Source organism: Pseudomonas sp. NY15435 (assembly GCF_048068295.1).
GTDB lineage: Bacteria > Pseudomonadota > Gammaproteobacteria > Pseudomonadales > Pseudomonadaceae > Pseudomonas.
Genome location: NZ_JBLUQA010000014.1, coordinates 122,461 through 144,480 on the forward strand (window position 1 = coordinate 122,461; position 22,020 = coordinate 144,480).

Consider the following 22,020-nt stretch of genomic DNA (forward strand, 5'->3'; position numbering starts at 1 on the left):
CCTTGCTGGGTCGGCTTTCGTGGCTGTCAGCACTTCCCGTAGCCCTGCGTTACCCGATCGATGACGACCGCCAGCGCGACAATCGCCAGCCCTGCCTCGACACCGCGTCCAACATCCAGGGTCTGGATGCCCACCAGCACATCCTCACCCAGGCCGCGCGCGCCGATCATCGAGGCCACCACCACCATGGACAGCGCCATCATCACCGTCTGGTTGAGCCCGGCCATCAGACTGGGCAGGGCCAGCGGCAGCTCCACGTGGCGCAGCCGCTGCCAGCGGCTGGCACCCAGGCAGCGTGCCGCTTCGCAAACCGAAGGGTCGACCTGGCGCAGGCCCAGGTCGGTCAGGCGAACCAGTGGCGGCAGGGCATAGATCAGCGTGGCGAAGATCGCCGGTACCTTGCCCAGGCCGAAGAGCATCAGCACAGGGATCAGGTAGACGAAGCTGGGCAGGGTCTGCATGACGTCCAGCAGCGGCATCAGCAAGCGGCGAGCCAGCGGACGGTAAGCCAGCAGTACGCCCAGCGGCACGCCGATGAGTACGCAAAGGCCGGTGGCGACCAGTACCAGGGCGCAGGTCTGCAACAGCTTGTCCCAGAGTCCGACGACGCCGATCAGGAACAGCAATGTCACCAGCAGTAGTGCGCGCTTCCAGCTGCGCCCGGCGTGCCAGGCGAGCAGCCCCAGTAGCGTCAGGAGCAGCCACCAGGGCGGCAGGCGCAGGAGGTTTTCCAGCAGGGTCACCAGTTGCAGCAGGCTGTCGGACAACTGCCGCAACTGGTCGCCGTAGTTCAGGACCAGGCTGTCCACCAACTGGTTCACCGGCCCGGCGATGGAGTGATGCAGGCCTTGCGGGAAGCTCGAACTCACAGCGCCGCCTCGACCTTGGCGCGGACCGCTTCGCTGACCCACGGATGCCAGACCTGCGGGTTGGCCCTGAGGAAATCGCGGGCGGCTTCGCGCGGCGGCTGGCGAGTCTCGCTCATCTTCGCCAGGGAGGCATTGAGCAGGCCAATGGGGAAGTCGACCTTCTCGAAGACGCCCACCAGTTCCGGATAGTCGCGATGGAAGGGCGCGGATACGCCGACTGACAGGCGCGCCGGCATCGAACGGGTGCCGCGCGGGTTGGGGTTCTTCGCGTCGCTCAGGGTCTTCCAGGCCTCGGCGTCGAACGGCGGTTCTTCCAGGCGTACCAGCTTGTAGCGACCCATCAGAGGAGTAGGCGACCAGTAGTAGAACAGCACTGGCTTGCCGCGTCGGATCGACGAGGCGATCTCGGCATCCAGGGCCGCCCCGGAGCCGGTGCGGAAGTTGGTAAAGCTGTCGGTCAGGCCGTACGCCTTGAGCTTCTGCGAGTTGACGATTTCCGAGGTCCAACCGGTCGGGCTGTTGAGGAAGCGGCCCTTGTCCGGCGACTCGGGATCACGGAACACCTCGTGGTAGCGCGGCAGATCGGCCACCGAACGCAGTTCGGGCGCCAGGGGCGCGATGCCGCGCGCCGGGTCGCCCTTGATCACGTACTCGGGTACCCACCAGCCTTCATCGGCATTCTTCACGGTATCGCCCAGACCGAATACCTTGCCTTCGGCCTGCGCCTTGACCCAGGCGGGGCTGCGCCCGGCCCATTCCTCGCCAATCACCTGGACGTCGTTGCGTGCCAATGCCGCTTCGAGGCTGACCGTGCTGCCGGGCAGGGTATCGGTGGGGTAGCCGTAGCCCTGTTCCACCAGCAGACGCAGGACTTCGGTGATCAGGCTGCCGCTTTCCCAGGTGAGTTCGCCGAAATGGATGGGCGTCTTGCTGTCAGCCGCGTGGGCCGCGGAGGTCAGCAAGCCGAGGGCGAGTGCGGCACCGCCGAACCAGCGTTTGAACGATTGCATGCAAGGTTTCCTCGTGAAGGTGAGGTTGCGGGCGCGCCAGGGCACGCCCGTTCGGCCTCAGAAGTCGTAGGTGAGCTTGGTGTAGTAGAAGGTTCCCTCTGGAGCGGCCGGGGACAGGTAGCTGTATTGCTGGGCCGGGGTCTGGCGCAGTTGGTCGTTGTACTTGTCCGGGCGGCTGTCGAAGAGGTTGTTGGCCCCGACCGAGACCTTGAAGCTGCGGTTGAATGCGTAGTTGAGGTCGAGATCGGTGACCCACTGCGCGGAGAAGGTCTGGTCGTACTGCGCCGCACTCTCGTCGGCGGCGTACTTGCGGTATCGGCCGAAGCGGGTCTCGTAGAGGCTGATGGTCCACGGGCCGAAGCTGTGCACGGCGCCCAGCACCAGCTTGTCTTCCGGATAGCCGTGCTCCAGGTAGCCCTCGGATTCGCGGGTGACGGTGACAAAACCGTTGGGGTTCTCGTGAATCTTCTGCACCCGCGTGCGGGTCTTGGTGTAGCCGGCGGACAGTGCCAGGTTGCCGTAGGCGCCCAGTTCCAGGTTGTACTTGCCCACCACGTCCACGCCACGGGTGCGGGTGTCGGCGGCGTTGGTCATGAACTGCGCCCAGCTGTACTGCCCGTAGCCCGCCTCGGTGAGGATGCGCTCGGCCTCGGGACCATAGATGCCGCCGCTGTAGAGGATGCGGTCGCGGATGTCGATCTGGTAGGCATCCACAGTCAGCGAGGCCTGCTCGCTGGGGCGCCAGACCAGGCCCAGGGAGTAGTTGTCGGACTTCTCCGGCTTGAGCTTCTCCGCCCCCAGGGCGCGCGCCGCGGGATTGTCCACGGGCAGCATGCGGGTCAGGACCGGGTTGCCATCGGCGCCGACGTTGGTGGTAGTGGTCCAGGAGGTGCCGATCTGCCCGAGTGTGGGCGCGCGATAGGCGTTGTTGATGGTCGCGCGCAGGCCCAGTTGCGGGGTCAGTTCGTAGCGCGCAGAGAGCTTGCCGGTGGTGGTGTCGCCGAAGTCCGAGTAGTGCTCGGTACGTGCGGCGAGGCCGAACTGGAAGCGCTCGGTCAGCTGGTTTTCCAGGCCCAGGTAGAGTCCGCGTACCTGTCGGGTATAGGTGTCGGCATCGTCCGGCGTCAGCCCCGAAGCCTGCACCGCGCCGACCTGCACGCCATCGATACCGCCGTAGGAGTAGGAGGCGAAGTCGCCTTCCTCCAGGCGGTAGCGCTCGTCGCGCCAGGCCAGCCCGGCGGACAGCGTCAGCGGCTTGAATGCCCAGTCCACGTCCACATCGCGGCTGTAGTCGAGGTTCAGGTTGGTCTGCTCGTTGATCAGGGTGGCGACGTCGAAGCTGGTCTGGCTGGCCACGCCATAACTGGGGTTGACGGTGTCCGAGGCGCGTTCGGTGTGTTTGTCGCGGCCATAGGTGGCGGACAGGTCGAAGCGTCCGAGGGATTCGTCCTCGTAGCGCGAACCGAAGGTCAGCGAGGCATCCTCGTAGTGGTAGCGGTACTGCGGGATGGTGCCGTTGGGGTAAATCTGCGGCACGTTGTTGGGGCTGCCGGCCAGCAGTGGCGGTGTGTTGTTGTAGGAGGTATCGCGGCCGTAGGTGCCGAAGCTGTAGAGGCGCCAGGCATCGTCCAGGCCGATCTCGCCGTTGGCCGCCAGGTTGAATTTCTCCCGGCTCGCGCCGCCCCAGCGTGGGTCCTGCCACTGGCCGTCGGCCTGGTACTTCTCGCCGATATCGTCGGGCTTGTTGTTCAGGCCGTTGAAGCTCAGGGTGAGGAAACCGTCGCCTGGCAGCGGCAGGCCGTACCAGCCGTCGGCGGACTTGCTGAAGCCATCGCCCTGGCTGTACTTGCCCAACTGGGTGTTGGCCTGGCCGCCGCTGTCGCGTTCCTTGAGGACGATGTTGATGACCCCGGCGATGGCGTCGGAACCGTACTGGGCGGACGCGCCGTCACGCAGCACTTCGACGTGGTCGATGGCGCTGATGGGGATCATGTCCAGGTCCACCGATTGCGCGCCGATGAAGGGTACGCCGCCGGAGATGTTCACCACCGCCGAGGCATGCCGGCGCTTGCCGTTGACCAGCACCAGGGTCTGGTCCGGTGACAGCCCGCGCAGCGAAGCGCCCTTCGGGTCCTGGCCGCGGGTGGCGCTCTGGTTCTGCGGGAAGTTGAACGACGGCAGCAGTTGGAACAGGGCCTGGTTCAGGCTGGTGGCGCCGGTCTGAACCAGCTCGCTGGCGTTGATCACATCCACCGGCGCGCTGCTGGTCAGCGCGGTGGCGTCCTGGCGACGGGTGCCGATGGCGACCACGCGGTCCAGGGTCGGAATGGTCGAATCCGCCGCTGCGCCATTGGCCCTTTGGCTGGCGTTGCCGACCTTGCGGACGACGAAGGCGCCGTCTTCGCTGACCTGAAGTTGCAAGCCGGTGCCGCGCAGCGCGGCGTCCACCGCCTGTTGTGCGGAGTAGGTGCCATCGACCGCCGATGACGAGTAACGCCCCACTTCCGGCGTGAAGGAAATCACCTGGCCGCTCTGCCGGCTGATCGACAGCAGCACCTCGTCCAAGGGCCCCGACGCGATGTGGTAGGCCTGCGAGGGCCCGGCAGCCAGCGCCGAACCGAGGAACAGGGCGGCGAGCGATCCCAGGGTCAACGCCCCGGCCTTGCGGATGAAAACGGAATGACGCGACATGACTCCCCCAGAGGATGCGCCACAAAAGGCGGCGCTTACGTCATCTCTGTGCAGCGGCGTGCGAGAACCTTGCAGATCGATTGGTTATGTCCTTAGAACCGCCCTGGTAACGGTGCGGTATCAGGCGGGCCCGACGTTGACCCACAGGTCCGTGCGTCGCGCGATGCGGATCGGCAAGGTGCGGGCGAGGGTGTCCAGTGCCTGGTCGCTGTCGTCCAGGCGGAACAGTCCGCTGACGCGTAGCCCGGCCACCGCCGGGTCGACGCGCAACACGCCGCTGCGGTAGGGGCGCAGTGCGTCGAGAACCTCCGCCAGACGCTGGTTGCGCACTTCCAGCAGGCCGTCCACCCAGGCGCCTTCACCGCCCTGCAAAGGCGCTGGCGGGGCGAAAGCGTAGCGGTCGAAGCTCACCTGCTGGCGGCGCGGCAACTGCATCCGCTCGCCGGCCAGGGTGGCCAGTTCCAGCGAACCCTCCAGTGCGCTGGCCGCGCAGCGCTCCTCGTCCAGCCGCAATTGCAGGCGGCCGCCCTGGCTGAGTACCTGGCCGAAAGGGCTGGCGACCAGCAGCGGTCGCTTGTCAGCGGCCACGCGCAGCTGGATTTCCCCGCGTCGCAGGCGTAGCAGGCGGCGCTGCGGGGTGAAGTCGATGTCCACAGCGCTGCGCGCGTTGAGCACCAGTTCGCTGCCATCGTCGAGGGTGATGCGCTGGCGTCTGCCGGTGGCGGTGCGCAGGTCCGCGGTCAGCTCCTCCAGGGGCAATTGACGGTCGGCCAGCAGGCCGGCGCAGAGCATCACACCGGCGCCGGCCAGGGCGCCGTGCAACAATCTCCGGCGACTCGCGCCGGCGGCGCCGAGGGTGCGCTGCAGTTGTTCGCCGCGCACGCCCTGGGCCTGGGCCACGCGGAATGCGCCGAGGGTGTGTTCCAGTCGTTCGCAGAGTTGCTGGTGGCGCACGTCCTGCTCGCGCCAGGCGATGAACGCCTGCCAGTCCTCACGACTGGCGTGGCCGGAGCGCAGCAGTACCAGCCAGCGAGTGGCCTGCTCGATCAGCAGTGCCTGTTCCTGTTCGCCGGTCATGACAGGCTCGCCTTGAGGCAGCGCTGCAGGGCCCTGGCCATGTAGTCGCTCACCGAGCGCTGGGAGATGCCCAGGGTGCGGGCAATCTCCGGGTAGGTCAGGCCGTCGATCTGCGACAGCAGGAAAGTCGCCTTCACCTTCGCCGGCAGGCCGTCCAGCAACTGATCGATGCGTTGCAGCGCTTCCAACAGTTCGGCGATCTGCTCGGGCGAGCGCTCGTCGGCCGCTTCGGGATCGAGGCTTTGCAGGTAGGCTCGTTCCAGATCGCGGCGCCGCCACAGCTGGAACAGCAGGCGGCGGGCAATGGTGGTGAGCAGCGCGCGAGGCTCGCGGATCGGCGCCAGGACCGGGCTGGCCAGTAACTGGACGAAGGTTTCCGCCGCCAGGTCCTCGGCGCTGGCGCCGGATTCCAGGTGCCGTCGCAGGCGGCCTTGCAGCCAGTCATAGTGCTGGCGGAACAGCAGGCCAACATACTGGCCATGGGAATTGTCGGCACCGGACATGACGGCTCCAGAAACTTGAGTGATGCGAGGGAGTCCGGTGTTCCGGTGGAGGCATCCTAGCAAGGCGTCTTATTCTTTAAAAATAGTTTTGTAAAAGATGTTTATAACCAAAATTCACATTTTCCAGGCCTGATCAGCGACCCGGATGCAGCATTGCCAGACCCAGTGAGACGGCCTCGCGCTCGTAGTCCAGCAGCACCTGATAATCCGCTTCGACTGCCGGCAGAATGCGGCGGATGCGCAGCGCGGTGGACAAGTGCGGATGCTGTTCGAGGGCCTGATTCATGGCCTCACGGATGTCCCTGGCGTCTGCTTCGCCGGTGGCGGTGATATAGGGCAGGGCGGGGCTTGGCGCGCTTCGTTGCAGCAAACGGACTCCGCGGGTCTCCGCCGGTGAATGGAGCGCCAGGTAGGCGAAGGTGACGCTGTCCATCGCGATCAGGTCGACGCTGCCTTCGCGCAGCCATGCCAGGCTCTGGCGGTGGCTGCCGCTCCACTGCAGTTCGCTGAAGTAGCGGCCGTTTCGCTGCCAGGGAGCCAGCGCGTGGCGCAGCAGGTTCATGCCGGTGTTCGAGTCGGGATTGTTGGCCGCGCCCCGGCAGCCACGCAGGGAGTCGAGATCGTTGCGCGGTTCGTCCTCGCGCACCAGCAGCAGGCTGCAATGCTCACCGCCGGTGCTATGCGGAAGGTCGAAATCCGGTCGGCCGATCAGTCGGACACGGCCGCGCAAGGCGGTCATCAGCGGATAGCCACAGGTCTGGGTGAAGAGCAGGTCCGGGGTCAGGAACAGGGCGTGCAGGTCATCTCCCTGCCAGCGCTGTCGGCGAACGCCCAGCAGTTCAAGCGTATGGGCGATCCAGGCTTCGCTGGCGTGGCGCACGGCCTCGGGCGCCGTGTACATCGGCAGTTCGGCAATGGCGCGGGTCATGCTGTCGGCTCCGTTCCGGCGAAGGGGTGTCGCGGGCTGTCGACGGGCCGCACGGCGTGGCGGCGGATCAGTTCACCGTAGCCGCGCACGAGGAAGCCGCCACTGCGCTGCAGCCAGTAGTCGCGGTGCGCGAAGTACAGCTGCGGCAGGCGGTACCAGGGCGCCCAGGGCAGGTCGTGATGGACCAGGTGCAGGTTGAGGTTGAGGAACAGCCACCGCCAGGGCCAGCCGGCTTCGTTGAGCACGCTGCGATGCTCCGGCGCAGCGGCGGGGCGGTGCTCGTAGAAGGAGCGCAGCATGCCCAGGGCCAGCGCCGGTACGCTGACCCAGACGACATAGTGCAGCGCGGACAGCCGGCTGAAATGCTCCACGAATGCCAGCAGCACCAGGCACAGAATGCCGTGGGTCGGCCACATCAGCCAGGCCTGCCGATCGCCGCGCCGCAGCCGGAGACCTTCTTCGATGGCGAGGCCGCAGAGGGCTATCGGTGCGCCTATCAGCAGGCGACCTAGCACGGTCTTGTCGGCCCAGCGCAACACCCGCGCCGGCATGGGCAGGCGGTGCCAGCCGGCATGGCCGATGTAGCGGCTCTCCGGGTCTATTCCCGGCAGGGTCAACTGCTCATCGCGGTGATGGGCCAGGTGGCTGTCGCGGTACAGATCATAGGGATACCAGAGGGCATAGGGACCATAGCCCAATAGTCTGTTCAGCCAGGGCAGGCGGGTGGGGTGGCCGTGCATCAGTTCATGCTGAACCGACATCCACAGCGCGACGACGGGAACCAGCAGCAGGGTGGTCGGCCACACACCGAGCCAGGGGCTGGCCAGCAGCAGGACGAACCAGCTTGCCTGGACACCGATCAGCAGCAGCCAGGTCGGCCATTCGCTGGCGCCGAGACGGTCGCGTTCCAGGGCATCGCGCAGTAGTTGCCAGTCAAGCGCCGACGGCGCCTCGGCGGGTGGCAAAGGTGGCATGGGGGCTCCCGGGCAGGTCAGTGGATTCGAACCGCTACGCAGGTCCGCTGAGATGTCTGTGGAGCGAGGCGGGAAAATCTTGCAGAACCTTTGGGCATAGCCTTATGCCCGGACGTGAGCGACAGGCGAGATCCTGCTGCAGGCGCCGCCAGCTCTGGCCTGCGGCTTGTCGCGCGGAATACGGGTGAAACCCATGGTCGACCCCTGTGGTCCCACATGTTAGGGTCCTTGGGCTCCCTTTCACGTCCGCAATGGCTACCCACGGCCGCGCGGCACGCCCTGAACATGGAGAAATGGCTCATGTCACGTCCCGTACCTGGGGGACCTGTCGACACGGCCATGGTCCCGCATAGCGAGGCCTCAGCCACTGCGCTGCTGAACCTCTGGCTCAGCCGCCCGCAGCAGACCGCACTGTTCCTGGATGTCGACGGAACCCTTCTGGACATCGCCGAATCACCCGACGCGGTCGTCGTACCGCCCGGGCTGCTCGATGCGCTTACGCACCTGCATCGCCGACTCGATGGTGCCCTGGCCCTGATCAGCGGCCGACCGGTCGAAGAACTCGACCGGCTCTTCCAACCCCTGCGTCTCGCTGCCAGTGGCGGCCATGGCGCGCACTGGCGCGAGAGCGGCGATAGCCCGCTGCGCCGAACCACCAAGGACTTGCCCGCCAGCGTGCGAGTGCAATTGAACGCCCTGGCGAACCGGCATGTCGGAATCCATGTCGAGGACAAGGGCAGCAGCTATGCGCTGCACTACCGCGCCGCCCCCTCGCTCGCCGCAGAATTGCGCGTCCAATTGCAGGCCTTGCTGCGCGCCCCAGAAAGCGCCGGCCTGCGGCTGCTCAATGGCAAGCAGGTCTACGAAGTCGTTTCCGAAGGCGTCGACAAGGCTCGGGCGATCCAGCGCCTGCTGGCCACGCCGGGTTTCGCCGGACGCCTGCCGCTGTACCTCGGCGACGATGTCACCGACGAACCCGCCATCGCGCTGATGCCATCCCTGGGCGGCCTCGGCCTGTCCGTCGGGCGTGCCTTGCCCGGCGCCAGCGCGGTGTTCAGCGACGCGGAACAAGTCCGTGACGCATTGATGCAAGCAGGAGGAATTCACCGATGACGAACCGGCACGAAGGTGCTCTTGAACTGGGCCTGATCGGCAATTGCCGGGTGGCGGCGCTGGTCGATCCGCAGGCGCGTATGGTCTGGTGGTGCTACCCGAATTTCGACAGCGATCCAGCGTTTTCCCGGCTGCTGGCCGGCGATGACGAGAAGGGCTTTGCTGATGTGGTGCTGGAAAACCAGGTCAGCAGCACCTCCGATTACCAGCGCAACACAGCGATCATCACCACCGTGCTGCGCGACGACAATGGTGGGGCAGTACGTATCACCGACTTCGCCCCGCGCTTCCTGGAACACGGGCACATCTACCGGCCGGCGCAGTTGTGTCGGTTGATCGAACCCATCGAAGGCGTACCGAAGATCATCTTGCGCGTACGTCCGACCCACGGTTACGGCACCCCCAGCCAGGGCGTCACGGGCTCCAGTCACATCCGCTACCTGGAGGGCGAGGAGCCGCTGCGCCTGACCACTGATGCGCCGCTGGCCTACATCCAGCATGAAACGCCGTTCGCCCTGCGTCATTCGGTGAGCCTGGTGATCGGCCTGGACGAGCCGCTGGGCAATGCCCCCGGCGAAGTGGTCCGCGACTACCTCAAGCGCACCCAGAACCACTGGCACGACTGGGTGCGCGGCCTGGCCATCTGTTTCGAATGGCAGCCGGTGGTGATCCGCTCGGCCATCACCCTGAAGCTGTGCAATTTCGAAGACACCGGGGCGATCATCGCCGCCGCCACCACCTCCGTGCCGGAGGCCCCGGATTCCCAGCGCAACTGGGACTACCGCTACTGCTGGCTGCGCGATGCCTACTTCGTAATCCTTGCCTTGAATCGCCTGGGTGCCACGCGGACCATGGAGGGCTACATCGACTTCATCACCACCGTGGCCAGCGGCGACGCCGAACTCAAGCCGCTGTACGGGATCATCCCCAACCAGGACCTCACCGAGCGCATCGAGCCGGACCTCGCCGGTTTCCTCAACCACGCGCCGGTGCGTGTCGGCAACCAGGCGGTGGAACAGAACCAGCACGACGTCTTCGGTTCGGTGGCGTTGGCGGTACTGCAGAGCTTCGTCGACGAGCGCCTGCCCAACCCCAGCAGCGAGGGTATGTTGCAGTTGCTCGAGAACCTCGCCGCCAAGGCCGTGCACGCAGCCTTCGAGCCGGATGCCGGCATCTGGGAGTACCGGGGCCGCCAGCGCATCCACACCCATTCCGCGCTGCTCTGCTGGGTCGCCTGCGACCGCGTCGCGCGCATTGCCAAGCGCCTGGGCCGAAGCGAAGAGGCCGGCGGCTGGCTGGACAAGGCGGCCAATCTGCGCGAACGCATCCTCGCCGAGGCCTGGAGCGAGAAGAAGCAGTGCTTCACCGGCGCCTTCGGTCATGATGACCTGGATGCCAGCGTCCTGCTGATGAACGAACTGGGCATCATCGAGGCCGACGATCCGCGCTTCATCGCCACCGTCGAATGCATCGGCCGCGAACTCAACGTCAACGGGCAGATGCTGCGTTATGCCGCGGCGGACGATTTCGGCGTGCCGGAAACCGCCTTTCTGGTGGTGAAGTTCTGGTACCTCGATGCGCTCGCCGCCATCGGCCGCACCGACGAGGCGCGCGAGCTGTTCGAGCAACTGATTGCCGCACGCAACCGCTACGGGCTGCTCTCCGAAGATTTGCACCCGCACACCGGCGAGCTCTGGGGGAATATCCCGCAGACCTACTCCATGGCCGGCCTGATCAATTCCGCCATGCGACTTTCCATTGGCTGGGAGGAGGGGCTATGCCGCGCCTCGTGGTGATTTCCAACCGGGTCGCGATTCCCGATGAAAACGGCCCGGCGCCGGGCGGGCTGGCTGTGGCGGTCGAGGCCGCCATGCGCAACCGCGAGGGCATCTGGTTCGGCTGGAGCGGCGAGAAAGCCGAGGAGCCGGGCCCGCCAACCATGGTCCAGCGCGATGACCTGCAGTACATCCTCACCGACCTGCACCCGCAGGACTTCGACGAGTACTACAACGGCTTCGCCAACCGCGTGCTCTGGCCGATCCTGCATTACCGGGTGGACCTTGCGGAATTCAACGAAGCCGAGTTCGGCGGCTACCAGCGGGTCAACGAATTCTTCGCCGAGCGCCTGAGCCCGTTGCTGGAGGAGGACGACGTCCTCTGGGTCCACGACTACCACCTGATTCCCCTTGCCTCGGCCCTGAGGCAGCGCGGGCATGGCAACCGCATCGGCTTCTTCCTGCACATCCCGATGCCACCGGCCGACCTCATCACCGCACTGCCGCACCACGATGAACTGATCCGCGCGCTTACCCAATACAACCTGATCGGCTTCCAGACCGAGAACGACGCCAGCAACTTCGCTCGTTACCTGACCCGCGTCGTTGGCGCGGCCACGCCCGATGGCCGCCGCTATCACCTGGAAGACCAGCATTTTCGTGTGGGGGTGTTCCCTGTGGGCGTGGATGCCGCCGGCTTCCGCCAGCTCGCCGAAGAGGCCTCGCAGAGCCAGGCCGCCGAAGACCTGCGCGAAAGCCTGGGCGGCCGCGCGCTGATGGTAGGGGTGGATCGGCTCGACTATTCCAAGGGCATCGTCAATCGCCTGGACGGTTACGAGCGCTTCCTCGAGCGCAATCCGGACTGGCACAACCGCGTGACCTGCCTGCAGATATCTCCGGGCAGCCGCCAGGATATTCCCGAGTACGCCGACATCGACGCCGCCGTGAGCTCGCGCGTAGGCCACATCAATGGGCGGTTCGGCGCCGTGTCCTGGGTGCCGCTGCGCTACGTCGCGCGCAACCACCAGCGCGCGGACATCGCGATGGTCATGCGCCATGCGCGCATCGGCCTGGTGACGCCGCTGCGGGATGGGATGAATCTGGTTGCCAAGGAATTCGTCGCCGCGCAGGACCCGGACGACCCCGGAGTGCTGATCCTCTCCCAGTTCGCCGGCGCCGCTGCCGAACTGGGCGGCGCGCTGATCATCAACCCCCATGACCGCGATGCCCTGGCCGATGCCATGCAGCAGGCATTGCGCATGCCGCTAAAGGAACGCCAGGCGCGCCACCGCGACATGTATGCGGTGCTGGAGGCCAATGACATCCGTTTCTGGGGGCCGAGCTTCATCGATGCGCTGACGCGGCCGGGCAGGGCGCTGAACTGGCTGTCGAACCATTACCTCAGTCACTGAGGTACAAATGAAAAACCCCGCCTTGGCGGGGTTTTTTTGGGTATTCAAGGGCAACGCCAGGCTAGGGTGCCGGTTTCTTGCCGTCGGATTTGGCCCACTGCGACTTCCGCTCGACCTTCACTGCCAGTTGGCCAACGGGGATTTCCTGGATTTCGCCGCCCTGGGAGAGGAAAGCGGCAATCTTTTCATCGAGCTCCGAACGTTCGCGAATCAGCTGTGAATCAGTCATGAAGTCACCTATGCGTTGGGCGCCAAGCCGGCCCGGCCAGCCTACACGTCTTTTGCGCATTTGGCCGGGATTGCTCGACCATTTGTCAAAATCACCACTGGTCGTGAAAAAAAGCTATGAATTAGCGCCAAACCTTGTATTCTGCATGGGCTGCCTGCCCAGTAACGAGTTCCGCGACTTGATGTTCTTCTACAAGATGCTCCATCTCCTCGGCACCTCTTCACTACGCATTCAGCTCATCGCCGGTCGGCTTTCGGCCGGCCTTTAGCATTTTTTTAGGAGACAACATCATGTCCGATCGTCAAAACGGCATCGTCAAGTGGTTCAACGCTGAGAAGGGCTTCGGCTTCATCACCCCGGAAAGCGGCCCGGACGTATTCGTTCACTTCCGTCAGATCGAAGGCAACGGCTACAAGTCCCTCGACGAAGGCCAGAAGGTCAGCTTCGTTGTGACTGCCGGCCAGAAAGGCCCGCAAGCTGAACAAGTTCGCGCTGTCTAATCGACATCGCTGACGAGAAAAGCCCCGCTTAGGCGGGGCTTTTTTTTGCCTGCGATTTGCCTTGGCGCCCTTGGTTAGGCACAAACAAAAACGCCCGGTGCAGTGCACCGGGCGTTTTTCGTGGCTGGGCGCTGAGCGCTCAGGTCACTCCTGCTGCGGGTCGAACTGCTTATCGCGGATCAGCAGGGCGGGGATCACGCCGCAGATGAAGTACGCCGCGCCCATCACCAGGAAGCCCACGCCAATGGACATCTGCGTGGCGAGGAAGCCGATCACCGCCGGTGCGATGGCCGCGCCGATACGGCCGATGTTGTACGCCCCGCCCACTGCGGTGCCACGGAAGGCGGCTGCAAAGCTCTCGGTCATGTAGGTCGCGTTAACGCCGTAGGGAATGCCGTAGAGGAAGCCGAACACCACCAGCATCCAGAGAATGTTCTCCGGGCTGTGGAACAGCACGATCACCGGCAGGAACACGGCGGTGCCCAGGGCGCCGAAGGAGAACACGGTGCGGCGGCCGAACCAGTCGGCGGCGACGCCGGCCAGGATCTTGCCGAGGATCATCGCGGCGTAGGTGCCCACCAGATACGAGGTCATGGCCTTGAAGTTCATGCCCATCTCGGTTTCCAGGTACGACGGCATCCAGTTGTTCACGCCGTAGTAGCCAAATTGCAGGAAGCCGGCGGTCAGCGCCCAGAACAGGAACATGCGGCTGGCCTTCGGGTCGCTGAAGATCTGCCGGAAGGCGTTCTGCCGCGGGGCGGCGGCGACACTGCTCGACTGGCCGGCGGTCTTGCGCTGCTGGCGTTCGGCCTGCGCCTGGACCCAGGCCGCGGGCTCGGGGATCAGCTTGCGCATGGCCACGGCCAGCACCACCGGGATGATGGCGATGTAGAACAGGTAGCGCCAACCGTGGTCCGGCAGGATCCAGCCGGCCAGCAGGGTCGCGACGATGTAGCCAACCGACCAGCCCGCCTGCAGGGTGCCCAGCACGGTGGTGCGGTACTTGGTCGGCACGTATTCGGCCATCAGCGTGTTGCAGGCGACGTACAGCGCGCCGAGACCCAGAGAGGCAACGAAGCGTGCGGCGGCGAACTGCCAATAGTTGTGGGTCAGGCCGAGGACGGCGGTGCCGACGGAGAACAGCACGATGGTCCAGACCACGGTCTTGACCCGGCCGAAGCGATCGCAGGCCCAGCCGCCGTAGATACCGCCGAAGGCCATGCCGGCCAGGGTAACGCTACCCAGGCTGCCAGCCTGGAGATTGCTCAGGCCGAACTCGGCCTTGAGGCTGGTGAGGCTGTAGGAAAGCAGCATCAGGTCCGCGCCATCGATCAGCAGGCCGATGAAGCAGAACGCGAAAACGAGCACCCAGGTCTTGTCCTGGGTAGTCGCGTGGGAGGTCGAAGCAGTGGTTTCCATGAACGAATTACCTGTTGTAGTTGTTGGCGGACCGGCGTGCCGATCCTCGGTAAGCGTGTGGCAGGTGCTTTGAGTCGACGGCGCGGGGTGCGTGGCCTCGCGCCGCCTTATGGGGTGATCAGGCCTGTGCTTCGCGGATCATGTTGCGGGCGATGATCACCTGCTGGATCTGCGTGGTGCCCTCGTAGAGCCGGAACAGACGCACGTCGCGGTAGAAGCGCTCGATGGCGTACTCGCTGACGTAGCCGGCGCCGCCATGGATCTGCACACAGCGGTCGGCAACGCGGCCGCACACCTCGGTGGCGAACATCTTCGCGCAGGAGGCTTCGGTGCTGACGTTGCGGCCCTCATCGCGCTTGCGCGCGGCGTCCAGCACCATGCAGCGGGCGGCGTAGATCTCGGCCTTGCTGTCGGCGAGCATCGCCTGGATCAGCTGGAACTCGGCGATCGGCTGGCCGAACTGCTTGCGCTCCAGGGCGTAGTTGAGCGCATCGGCAAGCATGCGCTCGGCGGCGCCGACACTCAGCGCGGCGATGTGCAGGCGGCCCTTGTCGAGCACCTTCATCGCGGTCTTGAAGCCCACGCCCTCGACGCCGCCGATCAGCTGGCTGGCGGGAATGCGCACGTTGTCGAAGATCACGTCGCTGGTGTGCGCGCCTTTCTGGCCCATCTTGTGGTCCGGCTTGCCGAGGGAAATGCCCGGCGTGCCGCGCTCGACGATGAACGCGCTGATGCCGCCGGAACCCTTGATTGCCGGGTTGGTGCGGGCCATCACGGTATAGATGCCGGCGTGCGGGGCGTTGGTGATGAAGCGCTTGGTGCCGTTGAGCACGTAGAAGTCGCCATCGCGCACGGCGGTGGTCTTCAGCGAGGCGGCGTCGGAGCCGGAGTCCGGCTCGGTCAGGCAGAAGGCGCTGAGCAGTTCGCCGCTGGCGAGTTTCGGCAGATAGTGAGCTTTCTGCTCCGGCGTACCGTCGATCAGGATGCCAATGGAGCCGATGCCGTTGTTGGTGCCGATGTAGGAGCGGAAGGCAGGGGAGGTGCGGCCGAGTTCGAAGGTGATGTTCACCTCTTCTTCCATGGTCACGCCCAGGCCGCCGAAGTCTTCGGGGATGGTCAGGCCGAACAGGCCCATCTCGCGCATCTGCTCGATGATGTCCTGCGGGATGGCGTCGGTCTCGGCGACCTCGTTCTCCCGCGGAATCAGCACTTCGCCGACGAACTGGTGGATGGAGTCCAGAAGTATCTGCAGCGTTTCTGGGTCTCGGATCATGTGCACTCCTCAGAGGCCCGTGAGCGGGCCTGTCTTCCGAGGCACCGTCACCCGAGATTCAGCGAGCGGCGGCACCTATGTTGTTGACCATGTTGATCAGGCGGGGCCCGATATCGTCCTCGAGCTTCTCGCGGGTCAGCTGGAAGCTCGGGCCGCCGCAGTTGAAGGCCAGCAGGCCGTACTGCGGGTGTACCAAGGGCACGGCGACGGAGTTGACGTCGCGGTGCCATTCACCGATCGACAGGCAGTAGCCGTAATCGGTGTAGTCCCTGAAGGCACGGTCCAGGCCCTTGCGGATGGCCGGCCAGGTGTCCGGTTCGCGTTCGCGAATGTGCTCGAGCAGGAATTCCCGCTCGTTCTCCGGCATCGCCGCGAGGCACGCGCGGCCCACCGAGCTCGCCGCCAGCGGCAGATAACTGCCGATCTGCCGGCGCATCGTCATGTTTCCCTGTCCCTGGACCACGTCCAGATAAACCATCTGCAGACGGTCGCGGGCGGCCATGGCCACCGCCGCCTGGGCGTGGTTGGCCAGTTCCTCCATCAGTGGATGGGCCACCGCGCGGATCGACAGGTTCGACAGCATCGCGTAGCCGAAACCCAGTACGCCGACGTCGAGCTGGTACTTGCCCGAATGCATCTCGCGCTTGAGGCAGCCCAGGCGCATCAGGGTGTTGGTCAGGCGCGTCACGGTCGGCTTGGGCAGGTCGGTCTTGCGGGCCAGGTCCTGGTTGCTCAGCACGTTTTCCCGTGGCGTGAAGCAGCGCAGGATCTCCAGGCCGCGAGCCAGGGCCGTGACGAACTGGCCGCTGTTTTCCTCTTCGCTCAGTGCCGTGGCCGGGTCGTACAGACCCCGTTCCAGCAGGCCGATCTCACCTTCGTTTTTCGTCGGCGCAGCCGAATCCATCTCCGTCTTGTTGCGGCGCATGGTAGAACCCCTATTCACGGAAAATCAATAAAATAAAATTCAGTTTCGTCAGACGAAATTGTAATGGGTCTGAGTTGGTTAGTACAGGCGTGCTGTTAGAAATATCCAGTACCCCGATTTTACTGGGCTTTCAGGGGTGGTTGGATCATCACCGTTTACAGCCTGGATTCTGTATCACTATGATGAAATCGAAATACGGAATGTAGTTTCGTCAGACGAAACAATAAGAGGTCTTCGCTGTCATGAGTACCAACGTGGTTCATCTCGATATCCGGGCCGATGGCGTGGCGGTTGTCCGCATCGACCGTCCGGAAGCCAAGAATGCTTTGAACGCCGCCGTGCGCCAGGAACTGGCCGAGCATTTCCGCGCCCTGAGCGACAACCGCGAGGTTCGCGCGGTGGTGCTGACGGGAGGTGAGGAGTGCTTCGTCGCCGGCGCCGACATTCGCGAGTTCGCCCAGGCCAGCCCCATCGAGATGTACCGCCGGCACACCGAATTGTTGTGGGAAGCCATTTCCCGCTGCCCGAAACCGGTGATCGCCGCGGTCAATGGCTTCGCCCTGGGCGGCGGCTGCGAGCTGGCGATGCACTGCGACATCATCGTCGCCGGTGAATCGGCGCGTTTCGGCCAACCGGAAGTGAAGCTCGGCCTGATGCCCGGCGCCGGTGGTACCCAGCGACTGATCCGCGCTGTCGGCAAGTTCCAGGCGATGCGCATTGCGCTGACCGGCTGCCTGATCAAGGCGCCCGAAGCCCTGGCCATCGGCATGCTCAGTGAAGTGGTGGAAGACTCGCGCACGCTGCCCCGCGCGCTGGAGCTGGCTGCCGAAATCGCCGCACTGCCGCCGTTGGCCGTGGCGCAGATCAAGGAAGTGATGCTGGCCGGTGCGGACCTGCCGCTGGAAAGCGCCCTGACCCTGGAGCGCAAGGCCTTCCAGTTGCTGTTCGATTCGAAGGACCAGAAGGAGGGCGCCGCCGCCTTCCTGGAAAAACGCAAAGCCAGCTTCCTGGGGGAATGAGCATGACCCTTTCTTTCGGCATCGAGCGCATGGCCATTGTCGGTACTGGCGTGATGGGCAGCGGCATCGCCCAGATCGCCGCCCAGGCCGGCATCCAGGTGAAACTCTTCGACGCCCGTGATGGCGCTGCACAAGCGGCTCGCGACAATCTCGGGCGGACCCTCGCCAAGCTGGCGGAGAAAGGCAAGATCAGCGCCGCCGAGGCCGATGCTACGCTGGCGCGGCTGCTGGTCGCCGCCTCGCTGAATGAGCTGGCGGATTCCGATCTGGTGGTCGAGGCGATCATCGAGCGGCTCGACGCCAAGCAGGCCCTGCTGGCCGAGCTGGAAGCCGTGGTCAGCGCTGACTGCATCCTCGCTACCAATACCTCGTCACTGTCGGTCACCAGCATCGCCCGTGGCTGCCAGCATCCCGAGCGCGTGGCGGGCTTCCACTTCTTCAACCCGGTGCCGCTGATGAAGGTGGTCGAGGTAATCGACGGCCTGGCCAGCGATCCGCAGGTCGGCGACCGCATGGTGGCACTGGCCGCGCGCATGGGCCATCGCGGCATCCGCGCCAAGGACACCCCCGGCTTCATCATCAACCACGCCGGCCGTGCCTACAGCACCGAAGCCCTGCAGATGCTCAAGGAAGCCATCGCCGAGCCGGCCGACATCGACCGCATCCTGCGCGAGGGCCTGGGCTTCCGCATGGGCCCGCTGGAACTGTTCGACCTGACCGCGCTGGACGTTTCCCACCCGGTGATCGAGTCCATCTACAACCAGTTCTACCAGGAGCCGCGCTATCGCCCGGCGGCGCTGACCCGGCAGATGCTCGAGGCCGGTTTCGTCGGCCGCAAGGTCGGTCGTGGCTTCTATCGCTACGCGGACGGCAAGATGATCGACCCGCCGGTGCCGCAACCGGTGCCGAGCGTTGCCGTACTGCCGCCCGTGTGGATCGGTGTGGAAAACGACCAGGACCGCGAGCGCCTCGGCGAACTGCTGAAGAAGCTGGGTGCGAATCTGGAGCAGGGCGCCCAACCGAGCAGCGAAGCGCTTTGCCTGCTGGCCCCTTACGGCATCGACGCCACCAGCGCCTGCCAGCGTTTCGGCACCGAGCCGGCGCGCACGGTCTGCATCGACCTGCTGCTGGACCTGCAACGCCACCGCTGCCTGATGCAGAACCCGGCGACCGCTCCAGCCATGCGCGACGCCGCCCATGCGCTGCTGGCGGCTGACGGTGTAGGCGTCACGGTCATCAATGACAGCGTCGGCTTCGTTGCCCAGCGCGTACTGGCGCTGATCGTCAACCTGGCCGGCGACATCGTCCAGCAGCGTATTGCCAGTGTCGACGACCTCGACGAAGGCGTGCGCCGTGGCCTGGGTTACCCGCAAGGCCCGCTGGCCTGGGGCGACAGCGTCGGCCCGGCGCGCCTGCTGACCATCCTCGAACGCATGACCGACCTGACCGGCGACGCCCGCTACCGCCCCGGCCCATGGCTGCGCCGCCGCGCCGCGCTAGGCCTGTCGCTGCGCCATGCCGAGCCTGCGTTGGGCTGAAGCCTGGCGCCTACTGATTCAAGGAGATACCGATGCTCAATGCTTATATCTACGCCGGCCTGCGCACCCCCTTCGGCCGCCACGGCGGCGCCCTGGCGCCGGTACGCCCGGACGACCTGATCGCCCAGGTGATTTGCGAATTGCTGGCCCGCGCACAGGTGCCGGGCGACGCCATTGAGGACGTGATCCTCGGCAACACCAACCAGGCCGGTGAAGACAGCCGCAACATTGCCCGCCATGCCGCGCTGCTCGCCGGCCTGCCGGTCACCGTGCCGGGCCAGACGGTGAACCGTCTGTGCGCCAGTGGCCTGGCTGCGGTGATCGATGCAGCGCGCGCCGTGACCTGCGGCGAAGGCGAGCTGTTCGTCGCTGGCGGGGTGGAAAGCATGTCCCGCGCGCCCTTCGTCATGGCCAAGGCCGAGGCCGCCTACAGCCGTGACCTGACGGTGTTCGACAGCACCATCGGCGCACGCTTCCCCAACCCGAAGATCGTTGCCGGCTTCGGCAATGACAGCATGCCGGAGACTGGCGACAACGTGGCCCGCGAGTTCGACATCAGCCGCGAGCAGGCCGACCGTTTTGCCGCCCGCTCCCAGGCCAACTTTGAAGCCGCCCGCCAGGACGGTTTCTTCGCCGGGGAAATCCTCCCGGTCAGCGTACCCACCGGTCGCAAGACGCCGCCGAATGTGGTCGAGCAGGACGAGCATCCGCGTCCGTCCTCCGATGAAGCCGCACTGGCGCGCCTGAGGCCGTTGTCCGAAGGCGGCGTGGTCACCGCCGGCAACGCCTCCGGCGTCAATGATGGTGCGGCCGCGTTGCTGATCGGCTCGGCCGCGGCGGGCGAGCGCCACGGCCTCAAGCCGTTGGCGCGAATTCTTTCGGCGGCCGCCGTCGGCGTGGAGCCGCGCATCATGGGCGTCGGCCCGGTGCAGGCGATCAACAAGGCGCTGGCCCGTGCCAACCTGACCCTCGCCGACATGGACATCATCGAGATCAACGAGGCCTTCGCCTCCCAGGTGCTCGGCTGCCTGCATGGCCTGGGCGTGGACTTCGACGATGCACGGGTCAACCCCAATGGCGGCGCCATCGCCGTCGGTCATCCGCTGGGTGCTTCCGGCGCGCGGCTGGCGCTGAGCGTGGCGCGACAACTGCAGCGTAGCGGTCAACGCTATGCGGTGATCAGCCTGTGCATCGGCGTCGGCCAGGGGCTCGCCATGGTTATCGAGCGCGCCTGAGCGCGCCAGTGAGGATGTGAAGATGGGTGCTTTGAGCGGATACCGCGTACTCGACCTCAGCCGCGTGCTGGCCGGCCCCTGGTGCGGCCAGGTACTGGCCGACCTGGGCGCGGAAGTGATCAAGATCGAACGGCCCGGCGTGGGTGACGACACCCGTGGCTGGGGCCCGCCCTACATGAAGGCGGCCGACGGCTCGGACAGCTCCGAGGCGGCGTACTACCAGTCCACCAACCGCAACAAGCTGTCGGTGGCGCTCAACCTGGCGACGGAGGAAGGGCAGGCGCTGGTGCGCGCCCTGGCCTGCGAGTGCGATGTGCTGATCGAGAACTACAAGGCCGGTTCGCTGGCCAAGTACGGGCTGGATTACGACAGCCTGTCGAAGGTCAATCCGCGCCTGGTCTACTGCTCCATCACTGGTTTCGGCCAGACCGGCCCGCGTGCCGAGGAGCCTGGCTACGACTTCATCATCCAGGGCATGGGCGGGCTGATGAGCATTACCGGCGAAAAGGACGGTGTGCCCGGCGCCGGCCCGCAGAAAGTCGGTGTCGCCGTTTCCGACGTGATGACCGGCCTGTATTCGGTGGTCGCCATCCAGGCTGCGCTGCTGGCGCGGGAGAAGACCGGCCGCGGCCAGCACTGCGACATGGCGCTGCTGGACGTGCAGGTCGCCATGCTCGGCAACCAGAGCCAGAACTACCTCGCCACTGGCCGCTCGCCGGGCCGCCAGGGTAATGCCCACGTCAACATCGTGCCGTACCAGGTGTTCAGCGCGAAGGACATGGATTTCATCATCGCCTGCGGTAACGACAGCCAGTTCGTTTCGCTGTGCGACGCCATCGGCCTGCCGGAATTGCCCAAGGACCCGCGCTTCACCCGCAATGCCGACCGCGTGCGCAACCGCGACATCATCGTCGGCAAGCTCGCCGAGCACTTCCAGGGCGACACCGCCGACAACTGGGTGAAACGCATCCACGCGATGAAGGTGCCGGTCGGCGTGATCAACGACATCGGCCGCGCGCTGGACGAGCCGCAGGTGGTCGCCCGCGACATGCTGGTGGAGATTCCTCACGCGCAGAACCCCGCGTTCCGCATGGTCGGCAGCCCGTTGAAACTCTCCGAGACGCCGGTGGAATACCAGCGCCCGGCACCCATGCTCGGCGAGCACACCGACGAGGTGCTCAAGCACCGCCTGGGGCTCGACGAGGGGCGCCTGGCGCAGCTTAAGGCCGAGGGTGTGATCGAGCAGCTCGGTAAGGCATGAGTCCGTTCGCGAGCAAGCTCGCTCCTACGAAAAAACGCACCGGCGCAAGCCTGGACCTGTAGGAGCGAGCTTGCTCGCGAACCACCCCCAACCGCAGCGCCGATACAAACCGGCGTCAGCCAAGGAAACAACTGATGAAAGTACTGGTCGCGGTAAAACGCGTGGTCGATTACAACGTCAAGGTCCGCGTCAAGGCGGACAACTCCGGCGTCGATCTCGCCAACGTCAAAATGTCCATGAACCCCTTCTGCGAAATCGCCGTGGAAGAA

General features: G+C 65.5%; 19 protein-coding genes and 1 pseudogene. 9 read left to right on the forward strand and 11 right to left on the reverse strand.

The annotated features are described in order from the left end of the window. Positions 1-26: 26 nt before the first annotated feature. The 7 genes from ACNFH5_RS26590 to ACNFH5_RS26620 form a co-directional block, all read right to left on the reverse strand. On the reverse strand, positions 27-869 hold the full coding sequence (locus tag ACNFH5_RS26590) for an ABC transporter permease (protein WP_416751269.1): 843 nt from the start codon (positions 867-869) through the stop codon (positions 27-29). Continuing rightward, on the reverse strand, positions 866-1,879 hold the full coding sequence (locus ACNFH5_RS26595) for an ABC transporter substrate-binding protein (protein WP_416751271.1): 1,014 nt from the start codon (positions 1,877-1,879) through the stop codon (positions 866-868). The genes ACNFH5_RS26590 and ACNFH5_RS26595 overlap by 4 nt, the downstream gene beginning before the upstream one ends. Before the next feature lie 57 nt (positions 1,880-1,936). Beyond that, entirely contained in the window at positions 1,937-4,570 is a 2,634-nt protein-coding gene (locus tag ACNFH5_RS26600; protein WP_416751273.1) for a TonB-dependent receptor domain-containing protein, read from the reverse strand. A 120-nt stretch (positions 4,571-4,690) separates the two neighbouring features. Further along, the gene (locus ACNFH5_RS26605; RefSeq protein WP_416751275.1) at positions 4,691-5,647 is read right to left on the reverse strand and encodes a FecR domain-containing protein; all 957 of its coding nucleotides are present in this window, start codon (positions 5,645-5,647) and stop codon (positions 4,691-4,693) included. After that, the gene (locus tag ACNFH5_RS26610; RefSeq protein ID WP_413352082.1) at positions 5,644-6,150 is read right to left on the reverse strand and encodes a sigma-70 family RNA polymerase sigma factor; all 507 of its coding nucleotides are present in this window, start codon (positions 6,148-6,150) and stop codon (positions 5,644-5,646) included. The genes ACNFH5_RS26605 and ACNFH5_RS26610 overlap by 4 nt, the downstream gene beginning before the upstream one ends. A 133-nt stretch (positions 6,151-6,283) precedes the next feature. After that, positions 6,284-7,078 (reverse strand): phosphate/phosphite/phosphonate ABC transporter substrate-binding protein, encoded by a 795-nt coding sequence (locus tag ACNFH5_RS26615; RefSeq protein WP_416751278.1) that lies wholly within the window; start codon positions 7,076-7,078, stop codon positions 6,284-6,286. Further along, complete coding sequence (locus tag ACNFH5_RS26620) at positions 7,075-8,052, reverse strand: fatty acid desaturase (RefSeq protein ID WP_416751280.1); 978 nt, start codon at positions 8,050-8,052, stop codon at positions 7,075-7,077. The genes ACNFH5_RS26615 and ACNFH5_RS26620 overlap by 4 nt, the downstream gene beginning before the upstream one ends. Positions 8,053-8,352: 300 nt before the next feature. On the opposite strand from ACNFH5_RS26620, the gene otsB reads away from it, so the two are divergent. The 3 genes from otsB to otsA are packed head-to-tail and all read left to right on the forward strand — an operon-like array spanning position 8,353 to position 12,352. Continuing rightward, a complete protein-coding gene (gene otsB / locus ACNFH5_RS26625) occupies positions 8,353-9,165 on the forward strand; it encodes a trehalose-phosphatase (RefSeq protein ID WP_416751282.1) in 813 nt (270 codons plus the stop codon). Next, the gene (locus ACNFH5_RS26630; RefSeq protein ID WP_416751284.1) at positions 9,162-10,961 is read left to right on the forward strand and encodes a glycoside hydrolase family 15 protein; all 1,800 of its coding nucleotides are present in this window, start codon (positions 9,162-9,164) and stop codon (positions 10,959-10,961) included. Before otsB ends, ACNFH5_RS26630 begins: the two co-directional genes overlap by 4 nt. Continuing rightward, the gene (gene otsA / locus ACNFH5_RS26635) at positions 10,943-12,352 is read left to right on the forward strand and encodes an alpha,alpha-trehalose-phosphate synthase (UDP-forming) (RefSeq protein WP_416751286.1); all 1,410 of its coding nucleotides are present in this window, start codon (positions 10,943-10,945) and stop codon (positions 12,350-12,352) included. The genes ACNFH5_RS26630 and otsA overlap by 19 nt, the downstream gene beginning before the upstream one ends. A gap of 61 nt (positions 12,353-12,413) precedes the next feature. On the opposite strand, the gene ACNFH5_RS26640 is transcribed toward otsA, so the two are convergent. Continuing rightward, the gene (locus ACNFH5_RS26640) at positions 12,414-12,581 is read right to left on the reverse strand and encodes a hypothetical protein (RefSeq protein WP_167523180.1); all 168 of its coding nucleotides are present in this window, start codon (positions 12,579-12,581) and stop codon (positions 12,414-12,416) included. A gap of 290 nt (positions 12,582-12,871) precedes the next feature. Between ACNFH5_RS26640 and ACNFH5_RS26645 the strand changes: the two genes are divergently transcribed. Beyond that, positions 12,872-13,081 (forward strand): cold-shock protein, encoded by a 210-nt coding sequence (locus ACNFH5_RS26645; protein ID WP_017518411.1) that lies wholly within the window; start codon positions 12,872-12,874, stop codon positions 13,079-13,081. 144 nt (positions 13,082-13,225) lie between these two features. Here ACNFH5_RS26645 and ACNFH5_RS26650 read toward each other — a convergent pair whose 3' ends face one another. The 3 genes from ACNFH5_RS26650 to ACNFH5_RS26660 form a co-directional block, all read right to left on the reverse strand. Next, positions 13,226-14,500: an MFS transporter gene (locus ACNFH5_RS26650; RefSeq protein WP_416751287.1), complete on the reverse strand. Its 1,275-nt coding sequence runs from the start codon at positions 14,498-14,500 to the stop codon at positions 13,226-13,228. A gap of 118 nt (positions 14,501-14,618) precedes the next feature. After that, positions 14,619-15,773, reverse strand: a complete 1,155-nt coding sequence (locus ACNFH5_RS26655) for an acyl-CoA dehydrogenase family protein (protein ID WP_416751289.1) — start codon at positions 15,771-15,773, stop codon at positions 14,619-14,621. A 58-nt stretch (positions 15,774-15,831) separates the two neighbouring features. Next, positions 15,832-16,698: an IclR family transcriptional regulator gene (locus tag ACNFH5_RS26660; protein WP_138526449.1), complete on the reverse strand. Its 867-nt coding sequence runs from the start codon at positions 16,696-16,698 to the stop codon at positions 15,832-15,834. A 242-nt stretch (positions 16,699-16,940) separates the two neighbouring features. Between ACNFH5_RS26660 and ACNFH5_RS26665 the strand changes: the two genes are divergently transcribed. The 5 genes and pseudogenes from ACNFH5_RS26665 to ACNFH5_RS26685 all read left to right on the forward strand — a co-directional run. Next, positions 16,941-17,717 carry an enoyl-CoA hydratase gene (locus tag ACNFH5_RS26665; RefSeq protein WP_416751292.1) on the forward strand — a complete coding sequence of 259 codons (777 nt, stop codon included), beginning with the start codon at positions 16,941-16,943 and terminating at the stop codon, positions 17,715-17,717. Beyond that, positions 17,714-19,255, forward strand: coding sequence for a 3-hydroxyacyl-CoA dehydrogenase (locus ACNFH5_RS26670; protein WP_416751294.1), 1,542 nt, complete (start codon positions 17,714-17,716; stop codon positions 19,253-19,255). The genes ACNFH5_RS26665 and ACNFH5_RS26670 overlap by 4 nt, the downstream gene beginning before the upstream one ends. Positions 19,256-19,287: 32 nt before the next feature. Continuing rightward, positions 19,288-20,490, forward strand: coding sequence for a 3-oxoadipyl-CoA thiolase (locus tag ACNFH5_RS26675; protein ID WP_416751296.1), 1,203 nt, complete (start codon positions 19,288-19,290; stop codon positions 20,488-20,490). A 22-nt stretch (positions 20,491-20,512) separates the two neighbouring features. Next, complete coding sequence (locus ACNFH5_RS26680) at positions 20,513-21,751, forward strand: CaiB/BaiF CoA transferase family protein (protein ID WP_416751297.1); 1,239 nt, start codon at positions 20,513-20,515, stop codon at positions 21,749-21,751. A gap of 134 nt (positions 21,752-21,885) precedes the next feature. Further along, positions 21,886-22,020, forward strand: a pseudogene (locus tag ACNFH5_RS26685) (electron transfer flavoprotein subunit beta/FixA family protein); the annotation flags it as partial.